This is a genomic window from Alkalibacterium gilvum, assembly GCF_900109085.1.
Taxonomy (GTDB): domain Bacteria; phylum Bacillota; class Bacilli; order Lactobacillales; family Carnobacteriaceae_A; genus Alkalibacterium; species Alkalibacterium gilvum.
Genome location: NZ_FNYW01000026.1, coordinates 1 through 11,987, shown reverse-complemented (window position 1 = coordinate 11,987; position 11,987 = coordinate 1). Strand labels below are relative to the sequence as shown.

Annotated in this window: 13 protein-coding genes; 9 read left to right on the top strand and 4 right to left on the bottom strand. The window is 36.3% G+C overall.

The genetic code is table 11. The features are described 5' to 3' along the window. Window positions 1-42: 42 nt before the first annotated feature. The 3 genes from BMX83_RS07160 to BMX83_RS07150 all read right to left on the bottom strand — a co-directional run bounded on the left by BMX83_RS07160 (window position 43) and on the right by BMX83_RS07150 (window position 2,627). The gene (locus BMX83_RS07160; protein WP_245746647.1) at window positions 43-996 is read right to left on the bottom strand and encodes an FAD:protein FMN transferase; all 954 of its coding nucleotides are present in this window, start codon (window positions 994-996) and stop codon (window positions 43-45) included. Window positions 997-1,041: 45 nt separating this feature from the next. Continuing rightward, window positions 1,042-1,908, bottom strand: coding sequence for a helix-turn-helix domain-containing protein (locus BMX83_RS07155; protein WP_091635316.1), 867 nt, complete (start codon window positions 1,906-1,908; stop codon window positions 1,042-1,044). Between the two features lie 296 nt (window positions 1,909-2,204). Continuing rightward, window positions 2,205-2,627 carry a YbaN family protein gene (locus BMX83_RS07150; protein WP_091635313.1) on the bottom strand — a complete coding sequence of 141 codons (423 nt, stop codon included), beginning with the start codon at window positions 2,625-2,627 and terminating at the stop codon, window positions 2,205-2,207. 293 nt (window positions 2,628-2,920) lie between these two features. On the opposite strand from BMX83_RS07150, the gene BMX83_RS07145 reads away from it, so the two are divergent. The 5 genes from BMX83_RS07145 to BMX83_RS07125 all read left to right on the top strand — a co-directional run bounded on the left by BMX83_RS07145 (window position 2,921) and on the right by BMX83_RS07125 (window position 6,937). Then, the gene (locus BMX83_RS07145) at window positions 2,921-3,154 is read left to right on the top strand and encodes a DUF1858 domain-containing protein (protein WP_091635310.1); all 234 of its coding nucleotides are present in this window, start codon (window positions 2,921-2,923) and stop codon (window positions 3,152-3,154) included. Between the two features lie 2 nt (window positions 3,155-3,156). Then, window positions 3,157-4,446: a DUF438 domain-containing protein gene (locus BMX83_RS07140; RefSeq protein ID WP_091635307.1), complete on the top strand. Its 1,290-nt coding sequence runs from the start codon at window positions 3,157-3,159 to the stop codon at window positions 4,444-4,446. A gap of 172 nt (window positions 4,447-4,618) precedes the next feature. Next, window positions 4,619-5,557, top strand: coding sequence for a DUF4349 domain-containing protein (locus BMX83_RS07135; protein ID WP_091635304.1), 939 nt, complete (start codon window positions 4,619-4,621; stop codon window positions 5,555-5,557). A 6-nt stretch (window positions 5,558-5,563) separates the two neighbouring features. Beyond that, on the top strand, window positions 5,564-5,944 hold the full coding sequence (locus BMX83_RS07130; protein ID WP_091635301.1) for a VOC family protein: 381 nt from the start codon (window positions 5,564-5,566) through the stop codon (window positions 5,942-5,944). A 27-nt stretch (window positions 5,945-5,971) separates the two neighbouring features. Continuing rightward, window positions 5,972-6,937 (top strand): glutathione S-transferase family protein, encoded by a 966-nt coding sequence (locus tag BMX83_RS07125; protein WP_091635298.1) that lies wholly within the window; start codon window positions 5,972-5,974, stop codon window positions 6,935-6,937. 65 nt (window positions 6,938-7,002) lie between these two features. On the opposite strand, the gene BMX83_RS07120 is transcribed toward BMX83_RS07125, so the two are convergent. Then, window positions 7,003-7,710 carry a YjjG family noncanonical pyrimidine nucleotidase gene (locus BMX83_RS07120; protein ID WP_091635295.1) on the bottom strand — a complete coding sequence of 236 codons (708 nt, stop codon included), beginning with the start codon at window positions 7,708-7,710 and terminating at the stop codon, window positions 7,003-7,005. 702 nt (window positions 7,711-8,412) lie between these two features. Here BMX83_RS07120 and BMX83_RS07115 point away from each other — a divergent pair. The 4 genes from BMX83_RS07115 to BMX83_RS07100 all read left to right on the top strand — a co-directional run bounded on the left by BMX83_RS07115 (window position 8,413) and on the right by BMX83_RS07100 (window position 11,810). Beyond that, a complete protein-coding gene (locus BMX83_RS07115; protein WP_091635293.1) occupies window positions 8,413-9,369 on the top strand; it encodes a 2-hydroxyacid dehydrogenase in 957 nt (318 codons plus the stop codon). A 127-nt stretch (window positions 9,370-9,496) separates the two neighbouring features. Next, window positions 9,497-10,351: an aldo/keto reductase family protein gene (locus BMX83_RS07110; RefSeq protein WP_091635290.1), complete on the top strand. Its 855-nt coding sequence runs from the start codon at window positions 9,497-9,499 to the stop codon at window positions 10,349-10,351. Window positions 10,352-10,372: 21 nt separating this feature from the next. Next, window positions 10,373-10,744: a YccF domain-containing protein gene (locus tag BMX83_RS07105; RefSeq protein ID WP_091635287.1), complete on the top strand. Its 372-nt coding sequence runs from the start codon at window positions 10,373-10,375 to the stop codon at window positions 10,742-10,744. Window positions 10,745-10,826: 82 nt separating this feature from the next. Beyond that, the gene (locus BMX83_RS07100; protein ID WP_091635284.1) at window positions 10,827-11,810 is read left to right on the top strand and encodes an NAD(P)H-quinone oxidoreductase; all 984 of its coding nucleotides are present in this window, start codon (window positions 10,827-10,829) and stop codon (window positions 11,808-11,810) included. Window positions 11,811-11,987 lie beyond the last annotated feature (177 nt).

The following is an 11,987-nucleotide window of genomic DNA, read 5'->3' as shown; positions in this document are numbered from 1 at the left end:
TCTTATTCGTTCCTTTCTTGTTCATGATTTTTTTAAATGGGATTACCTAGAGATTAATGGAGTAATTCTACCGTCTAAACCTGATGAATAGTTTACCTCATTGGTTTCTGTGACTAGAACACATTCGATACCAGAAAGCTTTTCAACGATAGATAATATAGTAGGGATACTATGCCCAAAAAGGCGTGTCGTCCAAATTTCACCATCTACAGATTGAGTTGAAATAATGGTTAGACTGGCAAGGTTTGTTTCAATGGGATAGCCAGTCCGTGTATCAAAAATATGATGAAAGGTCTCATCATTATGCTTAAGGATTCTTTCATAAATGCCCGAAGTCACAACAGATTGATCTTTTGTATCCACAGCTAAAAGATACTGATTTCGCTTGCGCTTAGGATCTTGTATCCCGATACGATAAAAGCCGGAATCACGTGTTTGCGAGGGTCCGAAAGAGACAAAATTGCCGCCCAAATTAATAAAAGCCGTTTTTACCGGTAGAGTTTTCAAGAAACTTATGATTAAATCAGCAATATACCCTTTAGCTAAAGCGCCTAAATCGATTTGCATACCTTTTTTTTCAAGAAAAACGGACTGATCAATATCGTTAAGTTTAATGCAATTAGGGTCCGTTAACTTTAACGCCGCAGTAATTGCCACATGAGCAGGTCTTTTTGCATCATCGAAACCAATATGCCAGGCTTTAATCAAAGGGCCTAAAGCAATATTTAAATGACTATCTTCTTTCAGACTGTGTTCTTTTCCTTTTTTAATTAACTGATAGAGATCGTGATGCACTTTGACCGGAGAGATGCCTGATGCCTGATTTACTTTCATTAATTCAGATTCAGGATTATTTGCACTAAAACGTTGTTCATAACATTCTAGTTTTTTTATAACCTCATCAATGATACGATCGCTCTCTTCACTAACAAATGTATGGACCATGATATCAATGATCGTTCCCATCATACGGACGGACTCTCGCTTTTCAGGCATAAATAAATCTCCTATGTTCATTTTTTAACAAGTAATAGTAAAAAATTACTGCTTCTCAAGTACCGACTTTTCTAGTCTGGAGAGCTCAGCCAGTGCAATGTCGTTTCTATTTACCTTGGAATACGCCCTTGCATCATAAATAAGTTCTAAAATCTTATCTGTTGCGTCCTCTTTAATAATGGAATTTTTCGCTAGTTGAATAGCGGCTTTCGCCAAATAATAAGTTACGTGATTATCAGAACAAATTGTAACAGCATGTAAAAGAAGTGCATCACTAATTTCAAGCTCTTCGATCAAGGAATAAAAAACACCACTGTTATAAACGATATTCAGTACACGCCATGTATCTTCCATATTCTTAGCCGGATAACTGTAGATTTTTTCTAGAACTTTGTTGAAGTAAAATTCTGCCTTATCCAAATCACCTTCACGTGAGTAGGCCATTCCTATACCTGTGTGGGCGAGGAGTCGGAAGATAGTTGAGTCTGCTGTTTCTTCTTCCAAAAGAACCTGGTCAAATGTGAAAAGGATGTCCATGATAGGTTGTTGCTGGAAAATCATGATAAAGCCGTTTAGATAATGATATCTTAGCATTAGATGAGAATCATCAATCGTGTCGATGGCAATGCTTGCGATAAGTTGATGTGCTTTTTCATATTTACTTGTTATCAAGAAAAATTCTGCTTGATTCATTTTTTCAACGACTTCTGAGTAACGAACCCCTACTTTGGGAAATAAGTCACTTAAAGGAAAGTCAATGCGGTTACAAAGTTTGTTCAATATTTTCAGGTTTGGCACTTGGCCATTGTTTTCAAAACGGCTAAGCGTTGCCTGAGTACATATGCCGTCTGCAAGATCCGATTGCGATAAGCCCTTTGCTTTTCGAGTATCAACGAAATGCTGGATATTCATTGTTTTTGTTCACCTCTTTTTAAAATGATAGTTAAATAGAAACTTTGATATTTATTTCACATATTCAGCAATGACCATAGTATACATAGTTAATAAAAATTCGTCAATATAATTATATAAAATTATATATAATAATTGACTAAAATTTGAATAAATTAAAATAGTTTTTGGATATTATTTACATAGGTAGAGGAATTTAAACTATCTAATAACTATTCTTTATAAGAAAAAACGAAATATATAAAAAAAGTATTAATCATATAAATGACTAATACTTTATGTTTAGTGATGACTGTTTAATTGCGAAAAGTTGCTTGGTGCTGCTTATATTCGACAAGTTTTGCCTTGGATAAGGTCTTTAATGAGCTGATATATAGTGTTACCGTACTAGCTATAGTAAAGAGCATTAATTGCAGCCATATATTATCTAATAAGTATATAGAAAATATAATGGAAAGCCATAAAATGGTGATCGCACTGACTTTTGTTTTCATGGAAATGGCTTTGAATTTAATATAGCTATAAATATAAGCCCCGAAGATAGGGTGGTGAATTAACCAGTGATACATTTTTTTCGAACTTCTCAAATAAAAGAATCCTGTCAGTAGTAAAAGGGGTGTCGTAGGTAAAATGGGCAGAAACATGCCAAGTGTTCCAATCGCAAGCGATAAGGAACCTAATGTGATATATATTATTTTTTTAAAACGTGCGGCTTTCATAAGAACCACCCAATTAGAATTATTTTGCCAAATATGTCTAAGTGTTTATCTTACATTTATAGCACGGTGTTATTTTAAAGTCAAGGCAAGCATTTTCAGAAACTATGAACAAGCGACTGCTTATTGCTGACAACATTTTACGGTGCAACGTTTATAATCCTACTGAAATTTGTCATATGTTGAACGTCTGGCGACCGATAAATATGTTAAGATAATGAAGAAAATAACTATGATGACAATAATATACTGAAATAAGTTTTTACATGCTATCTTATATTAGAAAGGAAGCTCTCATGGACAATGTGATTGATTTTAAAATTCCTGTATATAAAGTATTGGAAAAAAATCCAGAACTTAAGCCGCTCCTTGTTGAAGCAGGGTTTAAACCTTTGATGGATCAAAAAATGCTTCATTCTGTTGGACGTTTAGTTAATTTAAATCAAGGAGTCAAAAAAATAAATATTTCTATTGGTGACTTGGTTAATAAGCTAGAATGGAATGGATATGAAGTGAAGGGTGTCGAGTGAAAATGAGTGAATCAGAACGATTAAATGATGCGCAAAAAAAACGTGTGCATGTCTTGAAAAATATACTTCAAAGCCTTCATGAGGGAGCCACTCCCGAGTCGATTCAAGAGGAATTTGATAAACATTTTCAAGGCGTTAGTGCCATTGAAATTTCCCTTATGGAACACGAACTGATTGATAGCGACGATAACGATATTACCTTTGAAGATGTTATGAAGTTATGTAATGTTCATGCTAATTTATTTAAAAATCGTGTATCTGAACCTGGTGAAATCAGTGAATTCGAAAAACCAGGGCATCCGATTCATATTATGCGGACTGAAAATCAAGCTCTACGTGCAGCAGTGATGCGAATTAATCGTATAATTAAAAATCTGGGAGAAGCACCTTATGAAATGGGTTTGCTTAAAGGTCTTTCTAATCAGTTGGATTTACTCGGGCAGTTTGATGCTCATTATAAACGTAAGGAAGAAGTTTGGTTCCCAGTGATGGAAAAGTATGGTCACGATGCCCCGCCAAAAGTGATGTGGGGAGTGGATGACCAGATTAGAGAACTATTTAGAGTAGTGGTAAGTAATTTAGAAAATATAGAAACGATTGGCAAGGAAAAAATAGCAGAGAATTTTGAGTCTTTTGCCTTTGAGTTTAATGAAATGATTTTCAAAGAGGCGACAATCTTGATTCCACTTGTTCTGGAAATTTTTAATGAAGACGACTGGTTAAAGATTGCAACAGATAGCGAAGAATATGGCTATGCAATAGTGAGACCAGAGAAAAAATGGGTTCCAGAGCGCACAGATTTCATTTCATCCGATACGACTGCATCAACCCCTGAGGTAGAGGGGGAAACAAGAATATCTACGCTGCAGACTTCAGGTGCTGAACTTCCTTTTGGCAAAGGCTTTTTAACGTTAAATGAAGTGGCTAAAATTTTAGATCTTCTCCCGTTAGAGCTTACTTTTATTAACAAAGATAACATCTTTAAATATTTCAATGACAGTATTTTGAATGAGGATAAAGCTTTCCCTCGTCCCGCCAGTGCGATTGGTAGAGAAGTGAAAAATTGCCACCCACCTAAAAGTCTTGATATGGTACTAAAATTAATCGATGATTTGAGTACGGGTGAAAAAGACAAGGAAAGCATGTGGTTTCCTCGTAAAAATGGTCAGTTTATCCATGTGACTTATGTGGCCGTCAGAGATGATGACGGAGCGTATATGGGTATCCTCGAATATGTACAAGATATCCAGCCTTTCCGCGAGCTTTCAGGAATGAAACGCGGGTTAAGCTAAATTTACAACAGTATCAAAAGCAGTCATTATATCGCATAGCTAATACTCTCTGACTCGAAAATGAGTAGGAGAGTTTTTAATTAATTCTTATTAATCAACAAATCAAAGGTTATTTTCTCTATAATAGAGATAAGAAAGCGGTTAAAATTTGTTGGTCAAGGAGTGGGTACTGATGATGAGAAAGTGGTTGGGTTTCATACTGTTTTTCTTTTTAATACTGTCTGGTTGTGCTGGTGATGATAATGGTAATGACATGTCTGATGCATCTAATGCATCTGATACATCTGAACCAGGTCAGGGCGTTGGCTATAAGAATGAGATGTCTGAGGACATGGCTATCGAAGAAGAGGCTGAAGATGGAGCTGTTTCTGATAGCCAGGGTGAACAATTGATCGGCGACAAAGTCATCCGACGTGTTCAACTGGAATATGAAACATTGGATTTTCAGAAAACTACACAATACGTTCTGGACACAGTAAGCGATTATGACGGGTACATTGAATATTCTGATGAATCAAGTTATTCTCCTTCAGGTATAGCTCCGAGAGAGGAGTCTCGTCAGTACAGACAAATCAACTACTTGTTCCGAATTCCTACTGACTCCCTTGATGGTTTTTTGAAGGATCTCAAAGGTATGGATGCTTATAAGCTAAGCGAACACGTAGGGACAGAAGACATCACGCAAACTTACAGAGACACTGAATCACGTCTCAATGTTCTTCTAAATAAAGAAACACGATTAAATGAACTATTGGAACAGGCAGAATCTATCGAGGCTATTCTTCAAATCGAGAACAGTCTTAGTGAAACGATTGCCGAACGTGAGGAGTTGCAGTCTCGTCTGGATACCTTTGACAACTTGATGGACTATACAGAAGTTCATCTATCAGTAGTCGAACGCCCGCGTATAACTAATATGCACGGTGAAGGGTTATCATTCTGGGAAAGAATCAGTGAAGCCTTCGTCAACTCTTTCTACGCATTTTATTACTTCATTCAAGATGCATTTATCTGGTTGATTTACGCTATTCCCTTTATACTGATAATAGTAGCATTAGTAGGAATTGGTATATATATTCGTACAAAAATAATTAAAAAAAGGAAGAAGTGACGTTAAATGAAAATTGAACATATTGGTTTATGGACGATTGATTTGGAGAGAATGAAAGATTTTTATGAAAAATATTTTTCAGCTAAAAGTAACACGCTCTACCATAATCCTAAAAAAGGATTTAAATCATATTTTTTAACATTTGAATCGGGAAGTAGATTGGAGCTGATGCATCGAGAAGATATCAAACGTCCGAATATAGAAAGTTATGGTTATGCACATTTAGCCATGAGTGTGGGAGATAAAGAAGTTGTGGATAACCTTGTGGATAAGTTGGAATCAGACGGCTATATGTTAGTAAACGGACCACGAACGACAGGCGATGGTTATTACGAAGCTGTCATTGAAGACCCTGAAGGTAATTTGATTGAACTGACTGCTGAATAATTTGATAAAAATTATAAGGAGGACGTTATGGGACTATTAGTAGATGGAAAATGGTATGATCGTTGGTATGATACAGATAAAAATGATGGGCGTTTTATTCGAGAAGAATCACAATTTAGAAATTGGATCACGAAAGCTGGCAGTAAAGGTCCGACGGGTGAAACGGGATTTAAAGCAGAATCGGGCAGGTATCATTTGTATGTTTCGAATGCATGTCCGTGGGCAAACCGTGCAATGATCATGCGGAAGTTAAAAGGACTCGAGGGGATGATTTCTGTCTCTGTTGTCAATCCACTAATGGCAGAACACGGATGGACGTTTGAACCGGCAGATGGTGTCATTCCTGATCCAGTGGATGACGCAGATTACTTGTATGAAGTATATAAACGCGTCGAGCCAGATTACAGTGGACGAGTGACTGTTCCCGTTTTATATGATCTAAGGCAAGATAAAATAGTCAATAATGAATCCTCTGAAATCATGCGTATGTTGAATACCGCCTTCGATGATATAGGAGCTAAAAAAGCTAATTATTACCCAGAAAATTTGAGAGAAGCTATTGATACAATAAATGATCGTGTTTATCACGCGATTAATAACGGCGTATACAAAGCCGGCTTTGCCACCAAACAAAGTGTTTATGAAAAAGAAGTGAAAATACTTTTCGAAGCCCTTGATGAGCTTGAGGCGACACTTGAAAACCAACCTTATCTTGTTGGCAGTCAACTTACTGAAGCTGACTGGCGTTTGTTTACAACCTTGATTCGCTTTGACAGTGTTTATCACGGACACTTCAAGTGTAATATAAAAAGAATCACCGATTATGAGAATTTGTGGCGCTACACACGAGAACTTTATAATTGGCCAGGTGTTTCTGAAACAATCAATTTTACTCATATAAAAGAACACTATTATAGAAGTCATAAAACGATAAATCCCACAGGCATCGTTCCTGTTGGGCCCAATCTAGACTTTAGTATAGGAGTAGTATAAAACAAAGAAGGAGTTTAGGACTTTATTTCATCCTAACTCCTTCTTTGCTTATATTTAGGTCCTTATTACTTTCCATCTTTTTCTATACCAAATAAGGGTAATAATTCCAATAAATCAGTAATTGTGTACGTGCTTTGAACCGTACTTGGGTAATCTTTTACGTGATCAAAATTATACCAAACGCTATCAATACCGATATTCTTAGCACCCTTTATATCAGAAGACAAACTGTCACCAATCATAAGATATTCGCCATTATTATGTGAATTTAGCGTATCAAAGATATATTGGAAAAAGAAGGGATCAGGTTTTTCAACACCGATTTCTTCTGAAATAAAAATCTCTTCGAAAAAATGATTTAAGTTAGCGCCTGCTAATCTTTGCCTTTGCGTACTTGCCACACCGTTTGTACCAGCATATAATTTATACCCATTATTTTTTAAAGTAGTTAAAACCTCGTGAGCATTTTTCATCATCAAAAAGCCTTCACTTAATGCATTTCTATACATCGTATCTACTTTTTTTCCGTCAACAGTTATACCAAATCTTTCAAGAAATAAGAAAAAGCGACTAGCAAAAAGTTTTTCCCGAGTAATCTTACCCTGTTCGAGTTTTTGCCATAAATCATGGTTAATCCCTTTATATGATTGAATAGTATCTTCAGTGTAAGGAAGATTATAAGCTGAAATTATTTTTCTCAATGCTTTTTCTTCCGTATCTCTAAAGTCGAGAATGGTATTGTCTAAATCAAAGATTAATTTTTTATATTTCATCAATTCATCTTCCTCATTTATAGTGATTTTAAACTTTTTTAGTATAACCCAAAAATATCTTCTATTCAATTGGAAAAGGATGGCTGCCCATCGTTTCAACTAACCTTAAAAGGCATGCAAAGCAAAAATGCGTGCCCTTCGTCCGATTCAAACAGAGCTAGAGGTCGCGTAAGTCACGAATGCGTGCCTTTCGTTGAAGTTGATTAGCGCTGGAGGTCTCGCAAGTCACGAATGCGTGCCTTTCGTTGAAGTTGATTAGCGCTGGAGGTCCCGTAAGTCACGAATGCGTGCCTTTCGTCGAAGTCGATTAGCGCTGGAGGTCGCGCAACTTAATAAAGACAAACGTATTTAGAAAAAATAATTTTTAAATCAGCATGCGTAAAAAAACGTTGACCGATTTGAACGCTCCTCACTCTGTTTTAATGTCGTTATCAAAAATTTTTGAGGGGAAAGAGTTCCGTGACTAGTTTAAACAAAGTACACGTTTATTTATCTGAGCTGTCGACTTCTTGTGGTGCACGGTAATTTCTTTAAGCAGCTAATTTTTTTATTATAGAAACCATTATTTTAACTTCCTTAAAAAAATAGAATATTATTCAAAAGAGATATAAGGCAGCACCCTGTGTTATCCTGTATATATGAAAGGTTTTCAAAAAAACACATATATTATATTAAAACGAAATATTTAGGAGGAAGTATTAAATGAAAGTTGCCTTACTCGAACCACTTAGAGTGTCAAAAGAAATGATTGAAAAATTAGCTCAGCCAATAAAAGAATTAGGGCACGAATTTATTTATTATGATAAAAAGACAACAAAACCAGATGTACTATTGGAGCGGAGCCGCGATGTGGATGTTGTTATGATTGCGAACAATCCTTATCCCAAAAAGGTTGTCGACCAACTCGACCAGACAAAACTCATTAATGTGGCGTTTACTGGGGTTGATCATGTTGCTCGGGACGCTGCCAAGGAAAAGGGTATAAAAATTGCGAATGCATCGGGATATTCAGATCAATCGGTGGCCGAATTGGTTATAGGTCTGACGCTGGATATATATCGCTCTTTGTCTCAAGGGAATCAAGATATTAGAAAGATTCCTTTTAAAGGAATGATACAAGGTAATGAAATCAGAGGAAAGACGGTAGGTATTGTAGGTACAGGTAAAATTGGACTTAAAACAGCTGAATTATTTAAAGCTTTTGGGGCTAATCTTGTGGGATATAACCGTACAGAGAAAGAAGAAGCTAAAAAAATGGGTTTGAAGTATTTAACCTTGGATGAATTACTCTCTGAGAGCGATATTGTATCAGTTCATTTACCTATGAATAACGAAACGGAAAACTTTTTATCAGAAGAGAAATTAAATAGCATGAAATCTTCCGCGATTCTAATAAATTGTGCACGAGGCCCAATTGTAGATAATAAACATGTAGCGAATCTACTTAATAACGATAGGTTAGCAGGGGCTGGAATTGATGTGTTTGATATGGAACCCCCACTTCCAGAAAATTACCCACTCTTGCATGCAAAAAATGCAGTTCTAACGCCACATGTTGCTTACTTGACCGATGAGGCGATGGTGAAAAGAGCTGAGATTGTCTTTAGTAATACTGTGCAATTTTTAAAAGGAAAACCTCAGAATACTATAAAACTTTAATAATAGACTAATTTTAATTTTTTCAAGATGTTCAGATGGTGTTAATAGAACAGAAACTATATCTATTGTATAATAGAGAAAGAATGTATAGGTATCGTCGAACACTTTTGAAGTGGAGGTATTTAAAATGGAAAGCGTAACATTAGCCAACGGACTGAAAATGCCAGTGATCGGTTTTGGAATAGATCAAATCATCAAAGAAGAAGAAGTGCTAAAAACGTTAGAGAAAGCTATTGAAGTAGGCTTTCGACACATTGATAATGCTGCTGAATATCAGAATGAACATTTAGTTGGAAAGGCAATTAAACAACTAGATATCCCTAGAGAGGCTCTGTTTTTGACTAGCAAGCTAAGAAATAAAGCCCATGGGTATGGAAATGTGAGACAAGAAGTAGAAGAGACTCTAAAAAGTTTAAATACAGATTATCTTGACTTATATTTGATTCATTGGCCTGTTGTTACAAGTCAAGATGAAGACTGGGCAGAGGATAATCTAGAAACGTGGAAAGAAATGGAAGAGCTTTATAGAGAAGGTAAATTGAAAGCCATTGGTGTTAGTAATTTCTTTGAAACACATCTAAAAAATCTAGTGAATCATGCAGAAATTAAACCAATGGTTAACCAGATATTAGTGCATCCTGGAACGACACAGGATGAGGTAAGGGAATATTGTCGGAAGAATGATATTGTTGTTCAAGCATATTCTCCCTTAAGTCCTTTGAATGTTTTGAAAAAAGAGGATCGCGTTAGAGAAATGCTTCAAAAATATAACAAAACACTGGCGCAAATTCTACTCAGATTTTGTATAAAATTAAATGTAGTTCCTTTGACAAAGTCAGCGCACTTATATCGTATAGAAGAGAATTTTGATATCTTTGACTTTGAATTGGAAGAGAATGATTTTGATTATTTACTCCAGTGGATGCATTCTGATTTCCAGGAAATGAATAATCAATATGAACGACCGCCAAAATTAAATTGATTTTATGAGAGGAAGAACACTTTGAATCTAATCGGAAATGTTTTATGGTTTATTTTAGGAGGGTTTGTTAGCTTTTTTACATGGCTAGCTTTGGGAATCCTTTGGTCGATTACTATTATCGGTTATCCAATTGGTAGACAGTGTTTTAAATTTTCTGTAATGGCAGCCGCTCCCTTTGGAAGGAAAGTTGAGTTTGGTCAAGGGGGCGTATCCTTTGTGCTGAATATTTTATGGATAATCCTTGGAGGGTTTGCTATAGCTATTGAGGAAGTAACGATGGGAATAGTGTTTTGTTTGACCATTGTAGGCATCCCCTTTGGCCTCCAACATTTTAAGCATGCTAAACTTGCATTATTACCCTTTGGAGCGAGAATAGTAAGATCAGGAAGATAATTCAATAGAAATAAAAAATCGCCTTTTCATCAGGGTGTTTTTTTATTATGTACTTACAAAGAGACAGAAAGGAAGGAAGAGAATGAAAGCATGGAGTATTGAAAAACCGGGTAGTAGAGAGGTTCTTAAACAAATAGATGTGGATAAACCCGAACCACAAACAGGAGAGTTGTTGATTAAGGTCAAAGCGGCTGGGATTAACCGCACGGATACATTGACTCGACAAAATGCAGCACTTAAAAAGCCCTACCCAATTTTAGGTGTTGAAGTTAGCGGTGTAGTCGATTCTAATCAGTCCACAGATTCAAAATTAAATGCGGGGACCCGTGTCTGTGGCCTGGTCAATCATGGTGGGTACGGTGAATATGTCGTTATGCGAGCTGACCGAGCTATGATACTTCCTGATGAGCTATCTTTTAAAGAAGGTGCTGCGATACCTGAAGTGTTTTTGACAGCCTATCAGACGATATATTGGTTAGGGGAACTTAAAAATGAAGAAAAGATATTGATCCATGCAGCAGGAAGTGGCGTGGGAACAGCAGCAATTCAATTAGCCAAACAATTGAGTCAAGCAACGATTTTTGCTACAGCAGGAAAACCAGAGAAACAAGAAATGGCTAGAAAGTTAGGAGCTAGCGTCACTATAAATTATAAAGAAGAGTCGTTTGACGAGCGAATAAATGACGTAACAAAAGGCACTGGAGTTGATGTTATTTTAGATTTTGTTGGTGCATCTTACTGGCCAATGAATTTAGCCAGTTGTGCTGCAGATGCCAGGTGGGTTTTGATAGGAATGCTTGGGGGAAGTGAAGTTGAAAGGGTTTCGCTTAGTGAATTGATGAGAAAAAGGATTGCATTAAAAGGGACCTTGCTTACGCCAAGAAGCGATGAGTATAAAGCGAGCTTATCAAGAGAATTTATGCAAATAGCCATGCCTTTATTCAAGGAAAAGAAACTTCAGCCAATTATTCACACCGTGTTACCCTTTGAAAAATTACCAGAAGCACATCGAATCATGGAAAATGATGAGAATATTGGAAAAATAATTATAAAAATGAATCAGTGATTGCGTTATTATCAATGAATTACTCAGAAACTAAGCGTCGAAGCTGAATATACAGTTATTTAGTGTAACTTCGGACAATGGTAGCATAAAAACATGTGGAATGAACCGAAGATGTCCAAGTTCGACGCATTCTTATAACTTTAATCCTATGAATGTCCGAACATGACCAGACTTCGG

What these genes read in the sequence shown, in the direction of transcription:
- BMX83_RS07160 (WP_245746647.1), bottom strand. Translation starts at nt 996, where the DNA reads ATGCCTGAAAAGCGAGAGTCCGTCCGTATGATGGGAACGATCATTGAT.
- BMX83_RS07155 (WP_091635316.1), bottom strand. Translation starts at nt 1,908, where the DNA reads ATGAATATCCAGCATTTCGTTGATACTCGAAAAGCAAAGGGCTTATCG.
- BMX83_RS07150 (WP_091635313.1), bottom strand. Translation starts at nt 2,627, where the DNA reads ATGAAAGCCGCACGTTTTAAAAAAATAATATATATCACATTAGGTTCC.
- BMX83_RS07145 (WP_091635310.1), top strand. Translation starts at nt 2,921, where the DNA reads ATGGACAATGTGATTGATTTTAAAATTCCTGTATATAAAGTATTGGAA.
- BMX83_RS07140 (WP_091635307.1), top strand. Translation starts at nt 3,157, where the DNA reads ATGAGTGAATCAGAACGATTAAATGATGCGCAAAAAAAACGTGTGCAT.
- BMX83_RS07135 (WP_091635304.1), top strand. Translation starts at nt 4,619, where the DNA reads ATGATGAGAAAGTGGTTGGGTTTCATACTGTTTTTCTTTTTAATACTG.
- BMX83_RS07130 (WP_091635301.1), top strand. Translation starts at nt 5,564, where the DNA reads ATGAAAATTGAACATATTGGTTTATGGACGATTGATTTGGAGAGAATG.
- BMX83_RS07125 (WP_091635298.1), top strand. Translation starts at nt 5,972, where the DNA reads ATGGGACTATTAGTAGATGGAAAATGGTATGATCGTTGGTATGATACA.
- BMX83_RS07120 (WP_091635295.1), bottom strand. Translation starts at nt 7,710, where the DNA reads ATGAAATATAAAAAATTAATCTTTGATTTAGACAATACCATTCTCGAC.
- BMX83_RS07115 (WP_091635293.1), top strand. Translation starts at nt 8,413, where the DNA reads ATGAAAGTTGCCTTACTCGAACCACTTAGAGTGTCAAAAGAAATGATT.
- BMX83_RS07110 (WP_091635290.1), top strand. Translation starts at nt 9,497, where the DNA reads ATGGAAAGCGTAACATTAGCCAACGGACTGAAAATGCCAGTGATCGGT.
- BMX83_RS07100 (WP_091635284.1), top strand. Translation starts at nt 10,827, where the DNA reads ATGAAAGCATGGAGTATTGAAAAACCGGGTAGTAGAGAGGTTCTTAAA.